General features: G+C 56.8%; 22 protein-coding genes and 1 riboswitch. Of the genes, 9 read left to right on the forward strand and 13 right to left on the reverse strand.

Going from position 1 to position 24,611, the window contains the following annotated elements; translation table 11 throughout:
- Positions 1-131: 131 nt before the first annotated feature.
- Positions 132-2,081, forward strand: a complete 1,950-nt coding sequence (dhaR, locus tag ABIE29_RS04290; RefSeq protein ID WP_429616981.1) for a dihydroxyacetone kinase operon transcriptional regulator DhaR — start codon at positions 132-134, stop codon at positions 2,079-2,081.
- On the opposite strand, the gene dhaM is transcribed toward dhaR, so the two are convergent.
- The 4 genes from dhaM to ABIE29_RS04310 are packed head-to-tail and all read right to left on the reverse strand — an operon-like array spanning position 2,078 to position 6,371.
- Positions 2,078-3,508, reverse strand: coding sequence for a dihydroxyacetone kinase phosphoryl donor subunit DhaM (gene dhaM / locus ABIE29_RS04295; protein WP_429616982.1), 1,431 nt, complete (start codon positions 3,506-3,508; stop codon positions 2,078-2,080). The two genes, dhaR and dhaM, sit on opposite strands and share 4 nt — an antisense overlap.
- Positions 3,505-4,143, reverse strand: coding sequence for a dihydroxyacetone kinase subunit DhaL (gene dhaL / locus ABIE29_RS04300; RefSeq protein ID WP_429616983.1), 639 nt, complete (start codon positions 4,141-4,143; stop codon positions 3,505-3,507). The genes dhaM and dhaL overlap by 4 nt, the downstream gene beginning before the upstream one ends.
- Before the next feature lie 9 nt (positions 4,144-4,152).
- Positions 4,153-5,220 (reverse strand): dihydroxyacetone kinase subunit DhaK, encoded by a 1,068-nt coding sequence (dhaK, locus tag ABIE29_RS04305; protein ID WP_429616984.1) that lies wholly within the window; start codon positions 5,218-5,220, stop codon positions 4,153-4,155.
- A gap of 50 nt (positions 5,221-5,270) precedes the next feature.
- Positions 5,271-6,371 carry a glycerol dehydrogenase gene (locus ABIE29_RS04310; RefSeq protein ID WP_429616985.1) on the reverse strand — a complete coding sequence of 367 codons (1,101 nt, stop codon included), beginning with the start codon at positions 6,369-6,371 and terminating at the stop codon, positions 5,271-5,273.
- 339 nt (positions 6,372-6,710) lie between these two features.
- On the opposite strand from ABIE29_RS04310, the gene ABIE29_RS04315 reads away from it, so the two are divergent.
- Together ABIE29_RS04315 and ABIE29_RS04320 are read left to right on the forward strand one after the other, a co-directional pair.
- A complete protein-coding gene (locus tag ABIE29_RS04315; protein ID WP_429616986.1) occupies positions 6,711-7,367 on the forward strand; it encodes a DUF1190 family protein in 657 nt (218 codons plus the stop codon).
- 3 nt (positions 7,368-7,370) lie between these two features.
- Complete coding sequence (locus ABIE29_RS04320) at positions 7,371-8,531, forward strand: glutathionylspermidine synthase family protein (RefSeq protein ID WP_024483037.1); 1,161 nt, start codon at positions 7,371-7,373, stop codon at positions 8,529-8,531.
- Positions 8,532-8,616: 85 nt separating this feature from the next.
- Here ABIE29_RS04320 and ygiD read toward each other — a convergent pair whose 3' ends face one another.
- Positions 8,617-9,399, reverse strand: coding sequence for a 4,5-DOPA dioxygenase extradiol (gene ygiD / locus ABIE29_RS04325; RefSeq protein ID WP_429616987.1), 783 nt, complete (start codon positions 9,397-9,399; stop codon positions 8,617-8,619).
- A 207-nt stretch (positions 9,400-9,606) separates the two neighbouring features.
- On the opposite strand from ygiD, the gene zupT reads away from it, so the two are divergent.
- Positions 9,607-10,374, forward strand: coding sequence for a zinc transporter ZupT (gene zupT / locus ABIE29_RS04330; RefSeq protein ID WP_429616988.1), 768 nt, complete (start codon positions 9,607-9,609; stop codon positions 10,372-10,374).
- A gap of 59 nt (positions 10,375-10,433) precedes the next feature.
- Here zupT and ribB read toward each other — a convergent pair whose 3' ends face one another.
- On the reverse strand, positions 10,434-11,087 hold the full coding sequence (gene ribB, locus ABIE29_RS04335) for a 3,4-dihydroxy-2-butanone-4-phosphate synthase (RefSeq protein WP_429616989.1): 654 nt from the start codon (positions 11,085-11,087) through the stop codon (positions 10,434-10,436).
- 111 nt (positions 11,088-11,198) lie between these two features.
- A riboswitch (FMN riboswitch) is annotated at positions 11,199-11,360 on the reverse strand.
- A 147-nt stretch (positions 11,361-11,507) separates the two neighbouring features.
- On the opposite strand from ribB, the gene ubiK reads away from it, so the two are divergent.
- The gene (ubiK, locus tag ABIE29_RS04340) at positions 11,508-11,786 is read left to right on the forward strand and encodes a ubiquinone biosynthesis accessory factor UbiK (RefSeq protein ID WP_429616990.1); all 279 of its coding nucleotides are present in this window, start codon (positions 11,508-11,510) and stop codon (positions 11,784-11,786) included.
- A gap of 29 nt (positions 11,787-11,815) precedes the next feature.
- Here ubiK and yjeH read toward each other — a convergent pair whose 3' ends face one another.
- The 4 genes from yjeH to ABIE29_RS04360 form a co-directional block, all read right to left on the reverse strand.
- Positions 11,816-13,069 carry an L-methionine/branched-chain amino acid transporter gene (gene yjeH / locus ABIE29_RS04345; RefSeq protein WP_429616991.1) on the reverse strand — a complete coding sequence of 418 codons (1,254 nt, stop codon included), beginning with the start codon at positions 13,067-13,069 and terminating at the stop codon, positions 11,816-11,818.
- A 156-nt stretch (positions 13,070-13,225) separates the two neighbouring features.
- A complete protein-coding gene (gene hldE, locus ABIE29_RS04350) occupies positions 13,226-14,656 on the reverse strand; it encodes a bifunctional D-glycero-beta-D-manno-heptose-7-phosphate kinase/D-glycero-beta-D-manno-heptose 1-phosphate adenylyltransferase HldE (protein WP_429616992.1) in 1,431 nt (476 codons plus the stop codon).
- A gap of 255 nt (positions 14,657-14,911) precedes the next feature.
- A complete protein-coding gene (gene glnE / locus ABIE29_RS04355; protein WP_429616993.1) occupies positions 14,912-17,749 on the reverse strand; it encodes a bifunctional [glutamate--ammonia ligase]-adenylyl-L-tyrosine phosphorylase/[glutamate--ammonia-ligase] adenylyltransferase in 2,838 nt (945 codons plus the stop codon).
- Between the two features lie 47 nt (positions 17,750-17,796).
- Positions 17,797-19,104, reverse strand: a complete 1,308-nt coding sequence (locus ABIE29_RS04360; RefSeq protein WP_429616994.1) for an inorganic triphosphatase — start codon at positions 19,102-19,104, stop codon at positions 17,797-17,799.
- Positions 19,105-19,382: 278 nt separating this feature from the next.
- On the opposite strand from ABIE29_RS04360, the gene ABIE29_RS04365 reads away from it, so the two are divergent.
- Together ABIE29_RS04365 and ABIE29_RS04370 are read left to right on the forward strand one after the other, a co-directional pair.
- On the forward strand, positions 19,383-20,000 hold the full coding sequence (locus ABIE29_RS04365; protein WP_429616995.1) for a TIGR04211 family SH3 domain-containing protein: 618 nt from the start codon (positions 19,383-19,385) through the stop codon (positions 19,998-20,000).
- A gap of 108 nt (positions 20,001-20,108) precedes the next feature.
- Positions 20,109-21,344: a multifunctional CCA addition/repair protein gene (locus tag ABIE29_RS04370; protein WP_429616996.1), complete on the forward strand. Its 1,236-nt coding sequence runs from the start codon at positions 20,109-20,111 to the stop codon at positions 21,342-21,344.
- A gap of 74 nt (positions 21,345-21,418) precedes the next feature.
- On the opposite strand, the gene lldD is transcribed toward ABIE29_RS04370, so the two are convergent.
- The 3 genes from lldD to ABIE29_RS04385 are packed head-to-tail and all read right to left on the reverse strand — an operon-like array spanning position 21,419 to position 23,716.
- The gene (gene lldD, locus ABIE29_RS04375; RefSeq protein ID WP_429616997.1) at positions 21,419-22,561 is read right to left on the reverse strand and encodes an FMN-dependent L-lactate dehydrogenase LldD; all 1,143 of its coding nucleotides are present in this window, start codon (positions 22,559-22,561) and stop codon (positions 21,419-21,421) included.
- A 16-nt stretch (positions 22,562-22,577) separates the two neighbouring features.
- Positions 22,578-23,360, reverse strand: coding sequence for a transcriptional regulator LldR (gene lldR, locus ABIE29_RS04380; protein ID WP_429616998.1), 783 nt, complete (start codon positions 23,358-23,360; stop codon positions 22,578-22,580).
- A complete protein-coding gene (locus tag ABIE29_RS04385) occupies positions 23,357-23,716 on the reverse strand; it encodes an L-lactate permease (RefSeq protein WP_429617083.1) in 360 nt (119 codons plus the stop codon). The genes lldR and ABIE29_RS04385 overlap by 4 nt, the downstream gene beginning before the upstream one ends.
- Positions 23,717-24,011: 295 nt before the next feature.
- On the opposite strand from ABIE29_RS04385, the gene ABIE29_RS04390 reads away from it, so the two are divergent.
- Complete coding sequence (locus tag ABIE29_RS04390; RefSeq protein WP_429616999.1) at positions 24,012-24,248, forward strand: type II toxin-antitoxin system CcdA family antitoxin; 237 nt, start codon at positions 24,012-24,014, stop codon at positions 24,246-24,248.
- Between the two features lie 2 nt (positions 24,249-24,250).
- Positions 24,251-24,565, forward strand: a complete 315-nt coding sequence (locus ABIE29_RS04395) for a CcdB family protein (protein ID WP_429617000.1) — start codon at positions 24,251-24,253, stop codon at positions 24,563-24,565.
- Positions 24,566-24,611: the final 46 nt, after the last annotated feature.

Below are 24,611 nucleotides of genomic sequence, written 5' to 3' on the forward strand. Positions count from 1 at the left end.
CGGAGCCCGGCATTTGCCGCGCTCCGTTTTTTTATCCAATAATCCCGCTTCTGCCCATCGCCTCACAGCCTCTCTATAGGTTAATGTTATGATTAGCGCCCTATTTAGGTTTATCTGCTGAACGGGATCTGATGGACAACGCTTCACTCTGGCAACGGTTGAGCACCGAAGGCGCGTTACCGCCACAGCTGCGCCCCTCCCCGGCCATTTATGCCTCCTGGCTACGCTGCTGCCACCTGATGCAGCCCGCCGTGTGGAAGGCCCCACATCGTGCACTGGGCACCACCTTCGACTCGATCTGCCGGCGTAAGGATGATTTCATTACACTCGGCCAGGCGGCGTTGGAAGATGCCTGGGAATATATGGAACAGCGCCACTGCGTGTTGCTGATCCTCGACGAAAGCGGCTGCACGCTGTGGCAATGCGGCGACAAGACGACCGGCGAACAACTGCTCGAACTGGGTTTTGCGCCCGGTGCTTATTGGGCGGAAGGCGATATCGGCACCAATGCCCCTTCCCTGGCCGCATCCGAGGGCCATCCGGTGCAGATCCATGGCGATGAGCACGTACGCCAGGCGCTGCATGGCTGGTCATTCTGCGCCGCACCGGTGCATGACAATAGCGGCCGCCAGCGCGGTATGTTGGCTTTGGGCTGCCAGTTGGCCGATTGCAATGCGGGCGATCTTTCCCTGATCCTGGCGATCGCCCGGGAGATCGGCAATGCGCTGAATGCCGACGGCCTGCTGGCTGAATCCAACCGCCATCTCAATCAGCTCAACGGGCTACTGGACAGCGTAGACGACGGCGTCATGGCCTGGGATCACCGGGGCTATCTGCAATATATCAACCCGCGCGCCGCCGCCATGCTGAAACTGCACGAGCAGCAGAGCCAGGGCAAACCGCTGGCGCAATTGCTGACGTTACCGGCGTTGCTCAACCGCGCCATCAGCCAACGCCAGCCGTTACAGCATGTGGAAGTCACCTTTGAAAGTCAGGGCCAGTTTATCGCCGCGCTACTCACCCTCAAACCGATCCTGGACGGTGATCACTGTAGCTTTATCGCCTTGCTGCATCCCCTGGAAAGGCTGCATCAATACGTCAGCAGCCAGATTGGCCGGGTCAGCCACACCTTCGAGCAGATGCCCTCGGGCACTCAGGAAATGCGTCGCCTGATCCGCTATGGCCAGCAAGCAGCGAAGGGCCATCACCCGATTTTGCTGTGCGGTGAAGAAGGAGTGGGGAAGGAGCTGGTCAGCCAGGCCATCCACAATGCCAGCGAACGTGCCGCCGGGCCTTATATCGCCTTGAACTGCCAGTTACTGCCAGAAGCACAAGGGTTGAAGGAGTTGCTTGGCAGTGATGCCAACGAAGAAGAAGCGGGCCAACTCAGCAAGTTCGAACTGGCCAACGGCGGCACGCTGCATCTTGAACAGGTCGAATACCTGCCGCTGGCCATGCAGTCCGCCCTGTTGCAGGTGCTAAAAACCGGCGTGGTGATGCGTATGAATTCCAGCCGCGTGATCCCGGTGAACGTGCGGGTGATCGCCACCAGCGCCGCCAACCTGCCGGTGTTGGTGCAACAGAACCGCTTCCGCCGCCAGCTGTTTTATAGCCTGCAAGCCTTCGAGATCCAAATCCCGCCGCTACGCCAGCGTCTGAGTGACATCCCTTTGCTGGTCCAACACCATCTGCGCGCCCTGGAGCAGCGCTTCCAGTGCCGCTTCCGGGTGGACGACGAGGTAATGGCCCAGCTTGGTCTGTACCTCTGGCCAGGCAACGATCTGGAACTGAAAGGGGTGATAGAGCGCGCCGCGATGATTTGCCACAGCCACCATATTCAGTTGGCTGATCTACCCGCTCACTTGCTCAGCCATCAGCCGCTAGTGGAAAGCGACTCTCAACCGGCTATGCCACTGATGACGCTGGCGGAAATGGAGTTGCAGGCGATTATCCGCGTGGCCAACGTCAGCCATGGGCAGCTTAACGAAATGGCGCAACTGCTGGGTATCAGCCGCACCACTCTGTGGCGTAAAATCAAACTGTTGAATATCGATATCAGCCAGTTCAAGCTGCGGGGTTAATGACTGAGCTGTAAGGTACCGCGCGCCGCATCCAGCATCGCTTTCTGGCCGCTGCGGGTCTTGCTCATACATTCGCTCATGCCGACCACCATCGGGATCCCCATCGCTTTGGCCAGGATCGCGGTGTGTGACAAGGCGTTGCCGCCGCTCAGGCAAATACCGAGTACCATACGCCGATCGAGCATCACGACGTCGGAAGGCATCAGTTCATCCATCACCAGGATCGCTGGCTCTGCGAGCACGATCGCCGGAATAGGTTGCCGTGCCAGATGGCTCAGCGTACGGCGCAGCATGTCACGCACGTCCAGCTCCCGCGCCTGCAAATACTCATCATCCAACGCCCGATAATCGGCGGCAATCTGCTCCAGCTCCTGCCGCCACGCCTGTTCCGCGCTGCACTGCTGTTGGGCAATACGGGTGAAGGCAGCCTGTTGCAGATCGGGATCGTCCAACAACATGCTGTGTGCTCCGAAGATCGCCGCCTGCGGTTTGCCGATCAAGGTGCCAGTGCGAACCGCCAGCTTGTTCAGATCGTCTAACGTCTGCTGCAATGCGGTACGCAGGCGTTGCTGCTCACTAAGCACATCATCGACCCCTGGTTGGTGTTCTTCCGTTTGCGGCCAGAAACTCGACACCTGGAATATTGGACCACTGCTGACGCTTTCCTCCACGGGGATACCGTGCAGTGAAGGCAACTGCTGCTCAGATACGGTTTCACCAAAATGCTGCTCAGCCAACGCCTTGAAAGCCGCCAGCGCCTCATCGGCCTGTGCGCCATCGGCAATCAGGCGGATAGTGTCACCGTGGCGAACCTGCAACAAAGCCAGCTGATTCAGGCTGCGCGGGTTGGCACATTGGCCATGCTTTTCCAGCACCAGTTCCGCGGCAAAAGGAGCCAGAACCTCTGCCAGACGCGCCGCCGGACGAGCGTGCAACCCGTGTGGATTCTGTACCGTCCAACTCAGGCTTTTTCCCTGATCCAGCGGTAAATTCAGTGGTTTGCTGGCAGATACCTCCTCACCAAGCTGCACCTGCTTGGCCTGCAAGGCCCCTTTCGCTTCCGCCAGCACCTGCTCCAGGCTACCGCCCGAGTTAGCCGCTACAACCGCTGCCAGCGTGCCTTCCACCAGCGGTGCCGCACACAGCACCACCTTGGCCGCCACCTCTGGATCGAGCAGCTCAAGCGCGGTTTCCGCACTCAATAATGCGCTGCCGAGATCCATCAGCACCACGATCCCCACTCCGTCAGCGACAGACTCGATCGCTTCCATCACTTTCACCGCATCGGTGCCGATCGGGTGTAGCTCATCATCGACCCCCGCTGCCAGCGCCAGTTTGCAACCGTCGCCGCGCATCATCTGGCGGGCTAGTTGTTCAACCCCCTGCGCCAGTTGTGCACTGTGCGAAACCACGACGATATTGATCATCCCGCCTCCTCGACCACCTGGGCCAACGTTTTTATCATCAACATGACGGAAGTTGCGCCCGGGTCCTGATGGCCAATACTACGTTCTCCCAAATAGCTGGCGCGCCCTTTACGGGCCTGCATGACGATGGTGGCCTGTGCGGCCTGCTCCGCCCGAACCGCGGCCTGTTGTATCGCTTGGGTCACGCTGAGCTGCTGTTGTAGCGACTCTCCCAGGCTTGTGACAACCGGCCCCCAGACATCACACATGGTTTTATCGCCCGGCTCTGCCTTGCCGCGCATCGCTACGCCTTCCGCGCCTTCCTGGATCACCTGCTTCAGCTCCGCCAGATCCAGACTCTGCTTGGCGTTGGCCGCCTGCGCCGCACGGATGAAGAAGGTACCGAACAGCGGACCACTGGCACCGCCAACGCTGGATAGCAGCGTCATACCGGTGTTTTTGAGAATAAAGCCGATGTCCTTGTCCGCCACCGAAGGCAGCTTTTCTACCACCTTGTTAAAGCCACGGTTCATATTCAGGCCGTGATCGCCATCGCCGATGTCGCTATCCAACTGAGTCAAGAAATCGCGTTCGCGGGTAAAAACCTCACCACAACGCATCAACCACTCAACCACCTGCTGTTTGCCTAATGTCATGATGCCTCCTCAGCCCCAGCGCAGCGCTGGCGTGTTCACCGGCGCATCCCACAGCGATAACAGCTCGTCATCCACTTGCAGCAAGGTGATGGAAACCCCCTGCATATCCAATGCGGTGCAGTATGATCCCACCAGGTTACGCTCGATCACGATCCCGGCTGCGGCGCAACGCTGCGCCAAACGGTGGTAAACCCCGTACAGTTCGGAAAGCGGCGTGGCCCCCAGGTTATTGACCAGCACAATCACCCGGTCCCCCTGCGTCACAGCTCGCTTGCTCTGGCTCTCTTCACGCCATTCCCCCTGCTGGCGATCCCAAACGCGGATCGAGCGCTGGTAATCACCATGATCGATCAGGGTATCGAACATGTCATCCACCGTCTTATCGAGGGTAGTGAACGCCCGCCGTTCGATCCCCGGTTCGCCGTGGATGCCAACACCAAACTCCATCTCGTTATCCGCCAAAGTAAACGACGGTTTACCTGCCGCAGGCACGGTGCAAGCGCCCAGCGCAATCCCCAGTGAGTGACCCTGGTTGTTGATTTTGTGCCCCAGCGTGACCAGCGCGTCCAGATCATCACCCCGTACCGCCGCCGCACCGAGCAGTTTTTCCATCAGCACCGTATTGGCAACTCCACGTCGGCCAGCGGTGAACAGGCTGTCTTTGACCGCCACGTCGTCATCCACCAGCACCGTTGCCACTGGCACACCGCTGTCATGCAGCAACTCGGTCGCCGTTTCAAAGTTGAGGATGTCACCGGTGTAGTTCTTGACGATCAGCAATACCCCGGCACCGCCATCAATGGCCTGGCCGCAGTCGTACATTTTATCCGGCGTTGGCGAGGTGAAAATCTCCCCTGGGCAAGCGCCGTCCAACATTCCCTCGCCCACGAAACCGCAGTGCATCGGCTCATGGCCGCTGCCACCGCCAGACAGGATCGCCACTTTGCCTGGGATCGGCCCCGCCGTACGGGTCACAAATACCGGCTCCTGATGTACCCGCAGCTCCGGGTGAGCGGCGGCCATACCGAGTAACTGTTCATTAAGTACCGAATCGACCTGATTGATTAGCTTTTTCACGGTTAATTCCTCTGTAGGGAACTGCGGGCGCGTTGAGCGCGCCCGATGAATTATGCGCGTTGCAACCAGGCGCTGCCCAGTTTGTCCGCCGTCAGGATGGCCGCCAGTACGCTTTCCGGCGTCACGCTAAACGGCATATTGTGGATGGTTTCCCCCTTGGCACAGCTGGCCTCTGCCACTTTGCCGATTTTTTCTGTCAGTTCACCGGTAATGCCCATTTGCGCCAGGGTGATCGGCAGCCCGACCTGCTGGCAGAAGTTCAGCACCGTTTCAATCTGTGCCATTGGGCTGTTTTGCAGCACCAACTGCGACAGGGTACCGAACGCCACTTTTTCCCCGTGATACAGATGATGGCACTCTTCCAACACGGTAAAGCCGTTGTGGATGGCGTGCGCCGCCGCCAGGCCGCTGCTTTCAAAACCAATACCGCTCAGATAGGTGTTGGCTTCGATGATACGCTCTACCGCTTCGGTGACCACACCAGACTCCGCAGCCAGCTTGGCCTTAACCCCTTCGGCCAACAGCGTTTCATAACATAGACGCGCCAGATTGAGCGCCGCCAGCGTAGATTTGCCGCCAGCCATGCTGGTAGCCTGGGCATCGAAACAGGCCTGAGCTTCAAAATAGGTGGAGAGCGCGTCGCCCATGCCCGCCACCAGCAGGCGTACCGGCGCTTTGGCGATAATGGCGCTGTCCATCACCACCATATTCGGGTTGGCGGGGTAGATCAGGTACTCTTCAAACTCACCGCTTTCACTGTAGATCACCGACAACGCGCTGGTAGGTGCATCCGTCGAAGCAATGGTCGGCATCAACACCACCGGCACGTGCTGGTAATAGGCAATCGCCTTGGCGGTATCCAACGTCTTGCCGCCACCGATGCCGATCACCCCTTTGCAGCCGTGACTTTTCAGTTCCTGGCCAAGGCGGTCGATTTCCTTGCGGCAGCATTCGCCATTAAATTTACCAGCGTGATACTTCACCCCGTGCTGATGCAGGCTGCCCATCACAGTATCGCCCGCCAGTTTCATGACGAAATCGTCGGCGATCACAAAGTAATGATCGGCAAGGGCTTTGGCATAAACGCCCACGGAGGCCAACGCATTGGCTCCCTGAATGTATTTGCTCGGGGATTGAATGATTCTCAACATAACTGACTCCTTGTAGAGACGTTAACCAGGTAACGTTCAGATTTCAGAGGGTGATATCGACGTATTGTTCTGTTGCTGACTATACGACCTGCCAGCCGCTTGGCGAGCAAGGAAAAAAACGTTGCATAATGGAACATGGCTTCGGGCAAAACGTTCCATTATGCAACGCTTTTGCTGCAGTTATGCGCCGTAAAGCGAACTGGCGCACACCGTAACGTATAAGTGCGTAAAGAGTGGATCCTGCGGGTGTTTCAGCTTTAATTTTGAGCATCTTTCCCCTATCCTATCGACCACTACTGGGCAAGGGCGAATACAGCCCGCATGATGGGATAGATATCGATGAAACGGACCAAAAACATCAACAAAGACACCTTCCGCAAATCCTGGCGCACCTACCGTGTTGCCCCCGTGGCTTTGGCGATCAGCGCAGTGTTTATGCTGGCCGGCTGCGAACAGGCGGATGAGACGGTTTCCCTATATAAAAATGCCGATGATTGTTCAACTTCCAACCCGTCGATGAGCGAGCAGTGCACCACCGCGTATAACAACGCGCTGAAAGAAGCGGAAAAAACCGCGCCTAAATACGCCACTCGTGAAGACTGCGTTGCCGAATTCGGTGAGGCACAATGTACTCAGGCTCCAGCACAGGCTGGCATGGCCGCCGAATCACAAAGCAGTGGCAGCATGTGGATGCCGCTGATGGCGGGCTACATGATGGGCCGCATGATGGGTGGCGGGGGCTACGCTCAACAGCCGCTGTTTACCTCTAAAAACGCCGCCAGCCCGGCAAACGGCAAGTTTGTTGACGCCAGCGGTAAAAGTTATGGCCCGGCAACCGCTGGTGGCCGCTCCATGACGGTACCCAAAACCGCAATGGCACCCAAACCCGCGATGACCAATACCATTACCCGTGGTGGTTTCGGTGAGTCCGTGGCCAAACAGACTAGCATGCAGCGCAGCAGCGCCACCTCTGGCTCACGCAGCATGGGCGGTTAAGGCATGAAACGCGTTGCGATTAGCGAGCGCCCAGACTGGCGCGAAAAGGCCACCGAATTTGGTTTCGCCTTTCACACCATGTACGGCGAACCCTACTGGTGTGAAGATGCCTATTACCAATTCACGTTGGCGCAGATCGAAGAGATTGAAGATGCCACCGCCGAACTGCACCAAATGTGCCTCAAGGTGGTAGATAAGGTGGTCAACAGCGATCAACTGATGACCAAATTCTGTATACCCAAGCACACCTGGGAATTCGTTCGCAGCTCCTGGCGCACTAATCAGCCTTCGCTGTATTCACGCCTCGATCTGGCCTATGACGGTATCAACCCACCCAAGCTGTTGGAAAACAACGCCGATACGCCAACCTCACTGTATGAGGCAGCGTTCTTCCAATGGCTGTGGCTGGAAGATCAGATCAACGCTGGCAAGCTGGATCCCGCGGCTGACCAGTACAACAGCCTGCAGGAAAAACTGATCGAGCGTTTCGCCGATCTGCAAGCCAACCACGGCTTTAGCCTGCTGCATCTGGCCTGCTGCCAGGACAGCGAGGAAGATCGCGGTACGGTGCAATATCTGCAAGATTGCGCGCTGGAAGCGGGCCTGCCGACCGAATTCCTGTTTATGGAAGAGATTGGCCTGGGCGAGAAAGGCCAGTTCACCGATCTGCAAAATCAGGTTATCAGTAACCTGTTCAAGCTCTATCCGTGGGAATTTATGCTGCGCGAGATGTTCTCCACCAAGCTGGAAGACGCTGGCGTACGCTGGCTGGAACCGGCCTGGAAGAGCATTATCTCCAACAAGGCCCTGTTGCCGTTGTTATGGGAAATGTTCCCGGACCATCCCAACCTGCTGCCAGCCTACTTTGCTGAGGACGATCATCCGCAGATGGATCACTACGTCACCAAGCCGCTGTTCTCACGCGAGGGTGCCAACATCCAGATCGTCCAGAACGGTCAGGAAGTGGCGCGCGTAGATGGGCCATACGGCGAAGAAGGCATGATTGTGCAGCAGTTCCATCAGTTGCCACAGTTTGAAGGCAGCTATACGCTGATCGGCAGCTGGCTGGTCAACGATCAGCCTTGCGGCATCGGCCTGCGTGAAGATCGCGAATTGATCACCCAGGATCTGTCTCGCTTCTACCCGCATATTATTCTTGGTTAATCCGTAGGGTCAAACATAGGGGCGCCGCATGTGCAGCACCCCTACATAGTGAGTCGATTGAGTTTTATCAGCAGTCTCCCACCAATCAACCAATCTGCACCGAAAGCATGCTCAGCGCGGCCATTTCGATCCCATCGATCGGTACCGAGATCGGCTCTTTACCATCCCAGCCGCCCAATACATACAGCAACGGCAGATAATGCTCTGGCGTCGGGTTCGACAATGCTGCGCCTTCATGCTGCATATAATTCACCAGCGGGTGATGTTCGCCCTGATAATCCAGGTTATCACGTACGTACTGGTTGAATGACTCCGCCCAAGGATACGGGCTGGTGTCACCCTGCCATTTCACCATGCGCAGGTTATGCACCACGTTGCCGCTGGCCACGATCATTATCCCCCGATCGCGCAGCGCCGCCAGCTTACGGCCCAGCTCAAAATGGTATTCCGCTGGTTGAGTCCCATCGATGCTCAACTGCACCACCGGGATATCGGCTTGCGGGTACATCTTGATCAGCACGCCCCAGCTGCCGTGATCCAAACCCCACTCGCTGGTATCGGCAATCACCTGCGCCGGAGCCAACAGGCTTTGCAGCTCTGCCGCCAGCTCTGGTGAACCTGGTGCCGGATACTGTGTATCAAACAGCGCCTGCGGAAAGCCGCCAAAATCGTGAATGGTTTTTGGATGTTCCATCGCCGTCACTGCCATCCCACGAGTGTACCAGTGGGCAGACACAGCAACGATAGCCTCTGGCCGTGGCAATTGCTCACCCAACGCACGCCAGGCCTGGGTATAGCGGTTTTCTTCCAGCACGTTCATCGGGCTTCCGTGGCCAAGAAAGAGTGCAGGCATACGAGAGGTGGTCATAAAATATCCTTGGTTAGCGTGACAAGTGTTCTGCTGACTACATTACGCTGTTTGCCTTACCAAGGCAGCCGGATAACCCTGATGGTGATCTTCAAGAAATTTGAATGGCTGGAACGATTGAAACCATCAGCCAAATCCACTCGATTTATGGCTTGGCTCTGTTAGTATCAGAAACTGATAAATATTATTAGCATACAAGGAAAATGCATGTCAGTACCGCTGATCCTGACCTTGCTAGCCGGGGGGGCTACCTTTGCCGGTGCCCTGCTCGGTATTATTGGCCAGAAGCCCTCCAACCGCCTGCTGGCGTTTGCGCTCGGCTTTGCCGCAGGGATTATGCTGTTAATTTCATTGATGGAAATATTGCCCGCAGCGCTGCACACCGTCGGCATGTCGCCAATGCTTGGCTACGGCATGTTTATGATCGGGCTGTTAGGCTACTTTGCGCTGGATCGCATGCTGCCACACCAGCACCCGCAAGACCTGGTGCAAAAGCCCATCAAGCCCCATAACCTGAAACGCACCGCCATGCTGCTGACGCTAGGCATCAGCCTGCACAACTTCCCGGAAGGGATTGCCACCTTTGTCACTGCCAGCGCCGATCTGGAACTGGGAATGGGCATTGCGCTCGCGGTAGCCATCCATAATATTCCGGAAGGGTTGGCGGTCGCCGGACCGGTGTATGCGGCAACCGGCTCCAAAACCAAAGCGCTGCTGTGGTCTGGCATTTCCGGGATGGCAGAAATTCTGGGTGGCGTACTGGCCTTCCTGATGCTCGGCCCCATGGTTTCACCGGTGGTGATGGCGTCGATTATGGCTGCGGTGGCCGGGATTATGGTGGCGCTGTCGGTAGATGAACTGATGCCACTGGCCAAAGAGATCGACCCACACAATAATCCAAGCTACGGCGTGCTGTGCGGTATGGCGGTGATGGGGTTTAGCCTGACGCTGTTGCAAAGCGGCGGCATCGGCTAAAGAATTTTAAGCACAAAAAAAGCCGCTTCATCAGCGGCTTTTTCATCTCAGTCAGCGACTTAGCTGGCTTTCTTTTCGTGCGACTGGCGGTAAGCCACCAGATCTTCGATAGTCAGCACCACCATGTCATGCTGCTTGGCAAAGGTGATCACTTCTGGCGCATGCGCCATGCTGCCATCATCGTTAGTCAGTTCGCACAGCACGCCTGCGGGTTTGAAACCGGCCATTGAGACCAGATCGATGGTTGCTTCGGTGTGGCCACGGCGGTTCAACACGCCACCAGGCTGAGCACGCAGCGGGAACACATGACCTGGGCGGTTCAAATCGCTTGGCTTGGCAGCGTCTGCAATGGCCGCACGGATGGTTGTCAGGCGATCGCCAGCCGATACGCCAGTGGTCACGCCCTGCGCCGCTTCAATCGTCACGGTAAAGGCGGTCTGGAACTGGCTGGAGTTATTGGTGACCATCATCGGCAGCTCAAGCTGCTGGCGACGATCTTCGGTGATACACAGGCAAACAATGCCGCTACCGTGGCGAATGGTCAGCGCCATCTGTTCAACGGTCATGGTTTCTGCGGCGAAGATCATGTCACCTTCGTTTTCACGGTTTTCATCATCAAGCACCATCACACCGCGCCCGTTGCGCAATGCATCAAGAGCGCGTTCAACGCGTTCTTCCGGCGTGCCGAAATCTGAAAGTAGAGTCTGATTCATGGTAAAAAACCTCATTAAAATTATGGATTACCAGAACCAGGGCGATCTTGAGGAGTGGCTATGCCAATAGCCAAAAAAATAACGCAAGCGGGGCATACGCCCGACAGGTGTCGTTACTCTCTCCCATCCGGACTATAACCGTCGGCCCCGGAATTACACCGGATCTGCTGACCTCTAACCCACTCCTGAGAGATAGGTTGAGCGCTCGCGGGCTTTCACCGTGAATGGTGATTTACCGCCGGTGGGGACTTGCACCCCGCCCTGAGAATAAGCTTCTCGACTATAACCCCATCGCTTTAGTGTTTCAAGCCATCCGGCCAGGTAATGAGGGATCGCGCAGCAAACACGGTAATGGTTTATCCGGCGAGCAACTCGCATTACACTAAGCATCAGCCACCAAATATCAGAAAGGGAAACGCCATGATTGACCCGAAAAAAATTGAACAGATCGCACGCCAGGTCCAAGAGTCGATGCCTAAAGGCGTACGTGAATTCGGGGAAGACGTTGAGAAAAAAATCCGTCAGGTGCTGCAAGCGCAGTTGACCCGTCTGGATCTGGTTAACCGCGAAGAGTTTGACGTGCAGACCCAGGTACTGCTGCGCACCCGTGAAAAGCTGGCATTGCTGGAACAGCGTCTGACTGAACTGGAAAGCAAGCTGAATATCGCGCCGGTAGCCAACAAGCCAGCAGACGAATAAGTTGTTGTAAGGGGCGCACCAGTGCGCCCTTAGTGCCTGGAGACCACCGTCTGCACTTTACGCGGCAGCACCAGCCAAATCAGCACCAACATCGCCAACGCATACAGGCTTTTCCAGCCGATAATCACCAGCAATAACAAGCACAACGCGGAGCCAACGATTGCCATCAGCCGCGAACGCCCCTGCAAGATCCGCCAACCCGCCAACATACACAGCAGATAAATCAGCACGAAAATGCCATTGGCGTACACCAGCAGCGTATCCAGCGGCAGCTTCAGGGTATAGATCAGCAATGTGAACAGCAGGCAGCACCCCACCACCGCGCTCAATGCATTGACCGGTACTTGGCCCGCAGAGAGTTTAGCCAGCCCGCTAGCAGGCTTTTCCTGGGCCTGTGACCAGACCAGACGGGCAAAGCTCTGGGTGTAAATATTCACGCTGGCAAAACAGGCCAGATAGCCAATGATGCAGGCAATCCACAGCGCATGTTCGCCAAACAGTTGCACCACGATCCCCGGCAACGAAGCAGCCGCCGCCTGATGTTCACCGTAAGCATGGAAGTGCAGCACCGCCACGGTACAACCCCAATAGACCGCCCCTGCCACCAACAGCCCGAGCATTAACGCACGCGGAAAGTCCCGCTCTGGATGGCGAAACTCGGTCGCCAGATGAGCAAAAGCCTCCAGCCCGACAAAGCACCAGAACATCACCGCCAACGCGTGGAACATATCAGGAGGAGAAATATCGCTGACCGCAGGCCATGGGATTTGCGATGGAGTAATGCCGCCTTGCCACCAGATAGCCCCCACCAGCGCGATCACCAGAAGGGCAATCAAGGTCTGAATATTGGCACTGGAACCGGCGCTGCGAGTGCCAAGCAGCCAAATCACCACCAGCGTGACAATTTGCACCAGCAACAGGCCGTTGGCATCCCAACCAAAGGTAGCCTGCCAGAACCCTGCGGCGATTTGTAATGCGGCGGGCAAACCCACGGGGATCACAGAGAGGAACAGCCAGGCGGTTACCTTTGCCATGCGTGGCCCAAAGGCCAGGCCGACAAAATGCGCGGCACCACCGGCGCTGGGGAAATGGCGGCCCAACGCCGCAAAAGCGATGGCGATCGGGAATACCAGCACAATCAGTATTGGCCAGGCCCATAGGCTATCGCCACCCGCCACCTGCGCTGCCAATGCCGGGACGGCAAAGACCCCGGTACCCAGCAGTGAAGTGGACAATAGCCCAACGCCCTGCGCTAAACTCAGCTCCTGCTTCAGTCCACTCACTGCAAACCACCCTGTTTACCCGTCGTCTTTCAAGCTACAGCGTTGTTACCTGTGCTTCCCCATCCCAGTCACTTACAAAAGTAAGCTCCTGGGGATGGGTAAGTTTGTCGCCTAGCTACAGCTTGAAATCCATCGGGTATAGATATGTAGATAAAGTTAACCACGCCCATCCTTGATGGCCTTGATGATGTTGGTGGTGGATAACCCATCTTCAAAGTTCAGTACCCGCACATCGCCACCGTTGGCCCAGACTTCGGCACTGCCGGCAATCTCATGCGGCTGGTAGTCGCCACCCTTCACCAGTAGATCCGGCAGAACTTCGGCGATCAGGCGTTGCGGCGTATCTTCCTCGAACGGTACCACCCAATCCACGGCACCCAGCGCACCCAGCACCACCATACGGTTTTCCAACAGGTTAACCGGGCGGGTTTCCCCTTTCAGGCGTTTGGTTGATGCATCGCTGTTCACCGCCACGATCAGGCGATCGCCCAATTTGCGCGCATTTGCCAGATACGAGACATGGCCTGCGTGCAGAATGTCGAAGATGCCATTAGTCATCACCACTTTCTCGCCGCGTTGGCGCGCCTGCGCTACCGCTTTTTTCAACTCGGCCTCGGTCATAACGCCAAAGCCGGTTTCGGCGCGGCCACGAATGGCGTTTTCCAGTTCGACTGGCGAGACGGTCGAGGTGCCCAACTTACCCACCACCACACCGGCGGCGGCGTTGGCCAGGAAGCAGGACTCTTCCAGCGTATTACCCGCAGCCAGGGCGGTGGCCAGCACACCGATCACCGTATCACCGGCACCGGTCACGTCGAACACTTCCTGCGCCTGGGTTGGCAGATGCAGCGGCTCACGGCCCAGCTGCAACAGCGTCATCCCCTGCTCGGAACGGGTGATCAGCAGCGCAGACAGTTCAAAATCCGCCACCAGCTTCATCCCACGCGTCACCAGCTCTTCTTCGCTTTGACAATGACCGACCACGGCTTCAAATTCGGACAGGTTTGGGGTCAGCAGCGTGGCGCCACGATAACGTTCAAAATCGGTGCCTTTCGGGTCGATCAGTACCGGAACCTTCGCAGCGCGCGCCAGTGCGATCATGCCTTGCACCTTGCTCAGCGCACCCTTGGCGTAATCCGACAGTACCAATGCGCCAATCTGCGGCAATGCCTGCTGGATACGCTCCATGATCGGCTGCGGATCGACGTTGGAGAAACCTTCCTCGAAGTCCAGGCGGATCAGCTGTTGGTTACGGGAAAGTACGCGCAGCTTGGTGATGGTCGGGTGCGTCGGCACCGAGACAAAGTCGCAACGCACGTTAACTTCATTGAGCTTGGCGCTCAGCGCACGCGCCGCGTCGTCGATCCCCGTCAGGCCCACCAGGCGTGAATTGGCACCCAACGAAGCGATGTTCATCGCGACGTTAGCCGCACCACCGGGACGCTCTTCGATGGTTTCAACCTTGACCACCGGCACCGGCGCTTCCGGTGAAATACGGCTGGTCGGCCCATACCAATAGCGATCCAACATGACGTCACCAACCACCAACACACCGGCGCGGCGAAAATCAGGCAGTGTAACTTTCATCCGATAACTCCAAACAAGTCATAAAAATAAATTCGGCAGATATTAGCATAATAGCCTGCAATACCCGTAAAAACTGCCCCCTCACCCCAACCCTCTCCCACAGGGAGAGGGAGTTGATAGCCCCCTGCTCGTTTGACAGTAAAGCGATAATCTCAATCGCCTCCTCAGCCAAGGTGAGTCACTTTAATTTCAAACACACTCGAACGGTACCCTCTCCCTTTGGGAGAGGGTTAGGGTGAGGGAACCCATGCCTCCTCAGCCCAGCCATTTACTCCAACTGACACGCACCTGCTCACGCTCGGCAGCAAACAGATCGCTGCTGACTTTGCTGGAGTGTTCCTGCAACGCCAGATGGTGGATCTCATCACGCATGGTGACATAGGCCTGGGTCAACGCCCGGGCTTCGTCTTCCGGCATGATGTCGTAATTGGCCATCAGCTCAAAGATACGCACGTTATCCGACCAACGCGTCAAGCGCGGTTCGCCCGCGGCATAACCTAAGACCAGGTATTGGGCAATAAATTCGATATCGGTGATCCCGCCTTCGTCCGCTTTGATATCAAACAGATCGCGCTGTTTGCTGCCCAGATGGTTGCGCATTTTCTCGCGCATTTCACGCACCTCCTGCTGCAACTTGTTCACTTCACGCGGTTTGCACAAGATTTCGCGGCGGATCGCATCGAACTGCTGGTGCAGCGCCGGATCGCCATACACGATGCGCGCCCGCACCAGGGCCTGATGCTCCCAGGTCCAGGCTTCGTTACGCTGATAATCGGCAAAAGCTTCGACGGTGCTGACCAGCATCCCGGCAGCACCGGAAGGACGCAGACGGGCATCCACCTCATAGAGAATGCCGGAAGAGGTACGGGTGCTGAACAGATGCATCACCCGCTGTGCCAGGCGCAAATAGAACTGGCGACCATCGATGCAACGATCGCCATCCGTCATGACGTCTGGTGGACAATCCAGCAGGAACACCAGGTCGAGATCCGAGCTATAGCCCAGTTCCCAGCCCCCCAGCTTACCGTAGCCGATCACCGCGAACCCTAACCCCTCCCGTTCATGCAGATGGGTTGGCTGGCCGTAGCGCGCGACCATGTCTTTCCACGCCTGCTGCACCACCGCATCAATGATCGCCTCGGCCAGATAGGTTAAGTGATCGCTCACTTTCATCACCGGCAGCGCCTCGGCGATATCCGCAGCGGCAATGCGCAAGTGTTGCGCCTGCTTGAACTGCCGCAAGGCTTCCAACTGCTGCTCTTCATCGTCTTCCGGCACCCGCAGGCGGTATTGGCGCAGTTCGCTACGATAGGCATCCGGGGCCACCGGTTGGTACAGCGTGGCCGGGTCCAACAGCTCATCGAGCAACAGCGGATAACGCGCCAGTTGGCTGGCCACCATCGGTGATGCGGCACAAAGGCGGATCAGGTGGCTGAGAGCTGCATGGTATTCCACCAGCAGCTCGAGGTAGGTGGTGCGGGTCACGATGCTCAGCAACAGCTGTGTCAGGCGTGTCAGAGCCGTGGCCGCGTCCACGCGCGAACACACTTCGGCCAGCAAGCGTGGCATCAGTTGATCCAGCACGTCACGCCCACGCGGGCCAATGGTGCGTTTGTCCACGTCGTGACGGAAGTCGGCGATGGAACGCAGCATCTGCCGCCGAGCCTCTTCGTCCAGATGGGGCGTCAATGGTGCCAACTCGTTCTCGTCCAGCGCATCCTGCCACAGGCTGTGATAATGCTGATAGTTGGGATCTTCGCCAACATCAGGGCTATCGTCGCCGATCAGGTCATCAAATACCGCACGGACCTGGCGCATATGCTCTTCCAGCACCGTCATCAACGAAGGCCAGTCTGGCTGGTCCATTCCCCAGGCCAGACGCGCCTGATCCAGCTCGTCCTGCGGCAGGGTCTGGGTCTGCTGGTCGGCAATCGCCTGCAACAAATTCTCCAGCCGCCGCAGGAACAGATAGCCGTTACTCAACTCAGCGACCTGCTGTGCGGTCAACAGCCCCAGTTCGCCAACCGCCTGCAACGTCGGCAGCAGTGAGCGCCCCTGCAAACTGGGCTCACGCCCGCCACGGATCAGTTGGAACACCTGAGTGATAAATTCAATTTCGCGGATGCCACCGGCACCCAGCTTGATGTTATCCTTCAGCCCCCGCCGCCGCACTTCACGGGCAATCATGCCCTTCATATTACGCAGTGACTGGATCACGCTGAAATCGATATAGCGACGGAACACGAATGGCCGCAATGTCTTGCGCAGTTCCTGGCTGTAGGCATCTTCATGCCCCCCCATCAGGCGCGCCTTGACCATCGCGTAACGTTCCCAGTCTCGCCCCTGCTCCTGGTAATAATCTTCCAGCGCGGCAAAGCTCATCACCAGCGGGCCGCTATCACCAAACGGCCGCAGACGCATATCGACGCGGTAGACAAAGCCGTCAATGGTTTGCTGATCCAACGCTTTGATCAGCCGTTGCCCCAGGCGGGTAAAGAATTGGGCGTTATCCAGCTCACGCCGCCCACCCTGCGTATGGCCGTTTTCCGGATAGGCAAAGATCAGATCGATATCAGAGGAGAAATTCAGTTCGCCACCGCCGAGTTTGCCCATCCCCAGGATCAGCAAAGGCTGCGGCACGCCATCGGCATTGCAAGGCGTGCCCCACTCGCGGCAACAGGTTTGATAGAGCCAGTCACGGGCGCTAACGATTAGCGTTTCTGCCAGGGCACTCAGCTGTTGTAGCGTTTCTTGCGTGGTACATAGCTGCTGAGCCTGCGCCCAGGCAATGCGCGCCAGGCTCTCACGGCGGAACAGACGGAGCACACGCATCAGTTGCGCTTCGTCCTGCACCTCTTCAAGCTCATCCTGCAACCAGGCGGCATAGTGCTGCCACTCATCAGCCACCGGTGGCTGCTGGCGTAACGTTACCAACCATTCAGGATGGCCGAGCAACATGTCGCTGACAAAATCACTCGACGCCAGAACGCTTTGTTCTGCGGCGCTGAGCATCAACTCCGCGCCCTGAGTTTCCTGAAATCGCTGCACGATGTTCTGTGCCTGAAGCTGTAACGCAGCAGAGAGTGGCAACATAGTGAATGACCCGTTCTGTGGCCTGCAGCCCGGCAGGCCCGCTGGAGTTAACGAACCGCGCCGTTTAACCAGAATGGCGCATGGGATAATGCCTGTTTACGGCTGGCTTCATACCAACCCTGACGACGTTCGGCAATGGCTGATTGCAGCTCGCGCCAGCTGTCGATATACGGCCCGGTTTCGCTATCCGGATAGGCACCAGAAAGCAGGATAAATGCCAACACCTGGCGCGTCAGACGGGGCAGTTGCTCTTGATATTCATCTTCATTCAGGGTGCGTGTAAAGGCTTCTTTCAGCTCTGCGGCGCTACGGCCCAGCATGATGTCGCTGAAACGCTTGAATGAACCCTCCAGCTTAGCCTGCGATTTGGCATCGATAAACGACCGCCATGCCCCGGTGATCAACCACGATGTGAGTGCCAACTTACATTGCAGATACTCCGTGCCGTAGCACAGCTCCTGCGGCTGGGTAGTTTTATCCACCAGCAAAGGCTCCAAAGCCGTCAACCGAGCGCGCAGATCGGTGCTTGCCTTGCGCGGAACCAATCCGCCAAAGATCACCAGTGCCTGGCGGATCAGACCGATCGCTTCCATTACCGCGCGGCGTGCCTGCTTGTCGCCACGCAGCCACAGTTCTTCGTGATACTGCCAATGGCTCAGCGCCAGCTCGAAAGCGGCCACCATGCCCTGTTCTACCGTGGATTTAGGTGCCGGCTTCAGCACGCTTAATGGGCGTAACTCACGTTCGGCATTGCCCTGCGCCAGATGATAGCCCCGAGCCGCTTTGCTGAGGCTGCCCTGGCGTAAACCACCCTGTTCCGCCAATGCGGCTGCCAATGCCAGCAAATCAGCAGTCTCACCGCTTTTCAGCTCCAGCTCCAGCTCGCATAACGGTTCGGCCAGTTCACCCGCGCGCACTTCGCCCTGGTCGAGACCAATCTCGATCTCGCTTGCGCCGTAAGTGACCACCCACTTTTCACGCACAAAGTCGGTGCGAAACAGCGGCTGCAACGCCTTTTGTAGCGGGGCCAACTTGCAGCCTTCCGGCCAGATATCCGCCGGGAATTTTTTCAGCGCCAACGCGGGCTTGGCGATGGCGACGTTATATTCCGGCCGCTGGTGCAGCCCACCCACCACCGAACCGGCGGTTTTGATGGTCATTTCATAGCTATCGTCAAAACCGCGGATACGCAGGCCCATATCATGGTTGCGCAGGAAGTTGTCGGCGGTTTCATAGTAGATATTGGTCAGCTTCTGGGGCGCAGAATGCTGATTGGGCCAGGCGGCAATCCGCGCCGGGAGGGTGGCAATCGCCGTGGGGGAAACAATAAACTTCAGTTCTATTTCAACGCTCATAGTTCTTTTGCACCAATAGGTTAGGCATTCGCGTGAGTCTTCACGGCGGCGGAGTCTGCCGGCCGCACTCAGCCCGACGACGCACAGTGAGAGTATCTTACCGCGATTCCCCCTTACTTGACTCTGCCAACTGCAGAAAAAACCTGTTACGTTATAGAATGCTGCGCAACCGACGGGATTCACCATAGTAAGATAGTTCCCATTCCTGTTTTGGCGTTGCGCCGTCAGACTGAACGCTCTACTATCGTTCCATAAATCCACGCAGAAACGATGACATAATGCAGAAATTACGCCTGATTTGCCTTGCCGTGCTAAGTTTTAGCATCACTTGGGGCGCACATGCCGAAGATAAACGCTATATCTCCGATGAATTAAATACTTATGTCCATAGCGGCCCAGGTAACCAATACCGTATCGTCGGCACCTTGAATGCCGGTGAAGAAGTCACGCTGTTGAGCGTCAACGACAGCACCCGCTACGGCCAGATCCGCGATTCCAAAGGACGCAGCGTCTGGATCCCGCTGGATCAGCTTAGCCAGACGCCAAGCCTGCGCACTCAAGTGCCAGAGCTGGAACAGCAGGTGAAAACCCTGACCGACAAACTGGCCAATATTGATAATAGCTGGAACCAGCGCACCGCCGAAATGCAGCAGAAGGTGGCCGCCAGCGACAGCACCATCAGCGGCCTGCAACAGGAAAACCAGGATCTGAAAAATCAGCTGGTTGTGGCGCAGAAGAAGGTGAATGCGGTGAATCTGCAACTTGATGACAAACAGCGCACCATTATCCTGCAATGGTTTATGTACGGCGGCGGCGTTGCCGGCGTTGGTTTGCTGCTCGGTCTGCTGTTACCGCACCTGATCCCGCGCCGCAAGAATAATCGCTGGATGAACTGATTACTGTTCCACCAGTTTAAGCGCCTACGGGCGCTTTTTTATTGCCTGACGCATCCGCTGCCCAATTGATGTAATCTGATCAAAAGAGCTATTGATAGGAGTTAAACCGTGAAAATTTACCTGGTCGGCGGTGCCGTCCGTGACACCCTGCTCAACTTACCGGTAGTGGATCACGACTGGGTGGTGGTCGGCGCAACCCCGGCCGATCTGTTGGCTCTTGGCTATCAGCAGGTGGGTAAAGACTTCCCGGTATTCCTCAATCCGCAAACTCATGAGGAGTATGCGCTGGCCCGCACCGAGCGCAAATCCGGCCAGGGTTACACCGGATTTACCTGCTACGCCGCGCCGGACGTGACGCTGGAAGAGGATCTGCTGCGGCGCGATCTCACCATCAACGCCATGGCGCGGGGTGATGATGGAGTCCTGGTTGACCCCTATAACGGCAAGGCCGATCTCGACGCCCGCCTGTTGCGCCATGTCTCCGACGCTTTTGGCGAAGATCCGCTGCGAGTATTACGCGTGGCGCGTTTTGCCGCCCGCTTTGCCTCCCTGGGCTTTACCGTCGCCCCTGAAACCAGCGCGCTGATGCAGCAGATGGCCGAAAGTGGTGAACTGGCCTCCCTGACGGCGGAGCGCGTGTGGAAAGAGACCGAGAAGGCGTTACAAAGCCAGAGCCCGCAGGTGTATTTCCAGGTGCTACGCGACTGCGGAGCGTTGAAAGTGCTGTTCCCGGAAATCGACGCCCTGTTTGGCGTGCCAGCCCCAGAGAAATGGCACCCGGAAATTGATACTGGCGTACACACGCTGATGACGCTGGCGATTGCCACCCAGCTCAGCCCCGAGGTGGATATCCGCTTCTCGGCGCTGTGCCACGATCTCGGCAAAGGCATCACGCCGCAAGAGCTCTGGCCACACCACTATGGCCATGGCCCTGCGGGTGTCAGGCTGGTTGAGAAGCTTTGCCAACGGCTGCGAGTGCCTAATCCAGTCCGTGAACTGGCGAAGCTGGTGGCGGAGTATCACGACCTGATCCACACGGTCAACAAACTGCGGCCAGAAACGTTGTTAAAACTGTTTGATGCCATCGATGTCTGGCGTAAACCGCAGCGGCTAGAGCAGATGATCCTCACCAGCGAAGCCGATGCTCGCGGTCGTACCGGTTTTGAAAACACCCCTTATCCGCAGGGCGATTACCTGCGCCAGGCCTATCAGGTCGCCAACGCGGTTTCGGTCAAAGAGGTGGTAGAAAGTGGCCTGCAAGGGCTGGCGATCCGCGACGAGGTCAAACGCCGCCGTCAGCAGGCGCTCGCCGAATGGAAGAAACAGCAGGAGCCCCAGCCTTAAGTTAAACGGGCGCCACATGCGGCGCCCGTTGTCCGAACCTGTAATTTTGTCGTCAATCTGTAGGTTTGACCGGTTCAAATACCCTCCAGCACCAGTGATTCACGGCTGATTTCAGCGATACTTTTCGCCCCCGTGAGTGTCATCGCTACGCACATCTCTTTTTTGATCAACGCGAGCAGGTTTTCTACTCCCACCTGGCCCGCGGTGGCTAGAGCATAAACATAGGCTCGCCCCAGCAACACGCTATCCGCCCCGAGCGCGATCATGCGTACCACGTCTAACCCGCTGCGTACCCCACTGTCTGCGAGGATAGTAATATCACCTTTTACCGCGTCGGCAATCATCGGCAGCGCACGGGCTGAAGAGAGCACCCCATCCAACTGACGGCCTCCGTGGTTGGAAACCACAATTCCGTCGGCACCAAAGCGTACGGCATCACGCGCATCGTCAACGTCGAGAATGCCCTTTAATACCATCGGACCCTGCCATAAATCGCGGATCCACTCCAAATCACGCCATGAAATCGAAGGGTCAAAGTTGGCCCCTAACCACCCAATATAGTCTTCTAATCCCGTGGGCTGGCCGAGATAGGTCGAGATATTCCCCAGATCGTGTGGACGCCCGTTCAGGCCAACATCCCACGCCCAGGCAAGATGGGTAACGGCTTGCCAATACCGCCGTAGTGCGGCATGCGGGCCGCTCATTGCCGAATGAGCATCGCGGTAACGAGCGCCTGGTGTCGGCATATCCACGGTGAATACCAAGGTGGTGCAGCCCGCGGCTTTCGCCCGCTCCAAGGCATTACGCATGAATCCACGATCTTTCAACACATACAGCTGGAACCACATGGGCCGCTTGATGGCCGGTGCCACCTCTTCGATTGGGCACACCGATACGCTGGAAAGCGTAAAAGGAATGCCTTGTTGTTCTGCGGCCCGCGCGGCCTGCACCTCGCCACGGCGGGCATACATACCACACAACCCTACCGGACCAAGGGCGACAGGCATGGATAAGGTTTCGTTGAACAGTTTGGTTTCCAGGCTGAGCGCCGACATGTCCTTCAATACACGCTGTCTCAATGCGACCTGCGCCAGATCTTCCACGTTGCGCCGCAAAGTGTGTTCGGCATAAGCGCCACCATCGATGTAGTGAAACAGAAACGGCGGTAATTTACGTTGCGCCGCAGCACGATAATCCGTAGCTGCTGAGATAATCATCAAAGGCTCTCCCTTATTACAGTGAATTGTCATCAGGAAGGCGGGTAATACGCGCCTGCCTGGCCTCATCTTCATGCAGATTTTTAATGGTGGAATGAACGAATCCCAGGTGGGATTTTGCCGCTTTACCCGCCCGTTCAGGATCGCCTGCCAGGATCGCCAGCAGCAGTTCCTCGTGCTGCTCAGTCAGCCGGGTGAAGATCGTCGGCAGGGTGTACATACGCTGGCGGCTATGCATGACGGAGGACCGCATTAAATCGAAAAAGCCGCGCATGGTTTGCAGCAACACCACGTTGTGTGAAGCTTCGGCAATCGCCAAATGGAAACGCGCATCGGCCTGAGCGGCAAGTTCAGGATGATCGCTCTCCTGAAGCGCTAATGTGGCGTCAAAGCAAGCCTGTAGCTTCTCTTTGTCTGCGGCAGTGGCGCGCATTGCCGCGTGCCAGGCGGTGCTGGCCTCAATGGCGTGGCGAGCTTCCAGAATGTCATATCGATAATCAGGATCGTCGGCAACCAGGCTTCTCAGCGGCTCCACGATGCATTGCTCCGACCAGGGAGAAAGCTCGTCGCAGACATAGGTCCCGCCGCCACGTCGACTGATAAGTACTTTTTCACCAATCAGTTTTTGAATCGCTTCACGTAATGAGGAACGCGAGACACTCAACTCGTTGGCCAGTTGGCGTTCGGCGGGTAAGCGCATCCCCATTTCCAATTGGCGTTCGCGGATCATCATCTTGATACGCTCAACCAAACGATCGGCCGAGCGTAGTGGATCAGTGGGTTGAAGATTTACAGTCATGGGATCATCCAGTTCAGCCAGTAAGCCTGAAGCGTGGTAATACCCCCCACCATACAGGTGAAGATCAGGCTGTGCTTGACCGTAAAGCGGAACAGGTCGGACTCTTTCCCCACCAACCCCACAGCGGCACAGGCAATCGCGATAGACTGTGGTGAAATCATTTTGCCTGTTACTCCGCCGGTGGTGTTAGCCGCAACCAACAAGACATCCGAAACGCCAATTTGCTGGGCGGTGGTAATTGCTACCAGTGCGCCAAACCCGGCGGCTCCTTCCAGCAAGGCACCAAAACAGAAGCCGACGATCAGCATCTGTAAACGTTGGTCGGGGGTGATAGAGTAGTTGACCCCCGCGATTATTCACATTTACGCCTCCGCTTAATGGGTCGTACCAACCGGGCGAAGTCGTATAATTGATAATCGATAGTTAACCCGCCGTTAAAAACATGCAATGTGTCTGTTTGGCTTTTTGCTGTTTATGTGCCAGAGATTCACATTTTTCCGGCATTGGTCGGACCAAAAGGGGGAGAAGGGGAGCTAAATGAGCAAGATTAAGCAGCACCATTATTTGGGGGATCCCTCACGCTATAGCCTGCTATAATGCGTGCATGATGTCGTGTAGGTTACACGTAACCCCATCATAGGAGAACGCACCATGACGGCAAAAGTACGCAATACACAAAGCGTCACAATGACTGTAGAACGGGGCCTGCTTAACCGGGCACGTGATGCCGGAATCAACCTTAGTGCCACTTTGGCTGCCGCACTAGATGCCGAACTACGTCATCACGCAACGAAAAAATGGCAGGAAGAAAACAGAGGGGCTATTGAGGCGTTAAATCGTTTCCATGATGAACACGACTGCTTTAGCGATGAGTACAGGACTTTTTAACGATGCAATTCACCGTCTACTACAATCCCGGAAAAAGCGTCGTTTATCCCCTGCTACTTGATGTAACAAGCGATATTATCAGCCAGTTAAACCGTCGTATTGTGATCCCGCTGTTGCCTGTTGAAAAATATCCGGGCAGCAGTCGCCCAGACCGGATGAATCCGGTAATCATGCTGACGGACGGCAAAGAATACGCCGTCATGGCTCATGAACTTGCAAGTATTCCTGTTCGTGCTTTGGGTGCTGAGTTGTGCAATGCGGCGCAATACCGCCCGCAGATAAAAGCGGCAATAGATTTTCTCATTGATGGAATTTGAAACCACTGCCAGCGACCAATCGAGTGCGCCAATACAAGTAATGTGA

Source organism: Serratia sp. 2723 (genome assembly GCF_050434425.1).
Classification (GTDB): domain Bacteria; phylum Pseudomonadota; class Gammaproteobacteria; order Enterobacterales; family Enterobacteriaceae; genus Chania.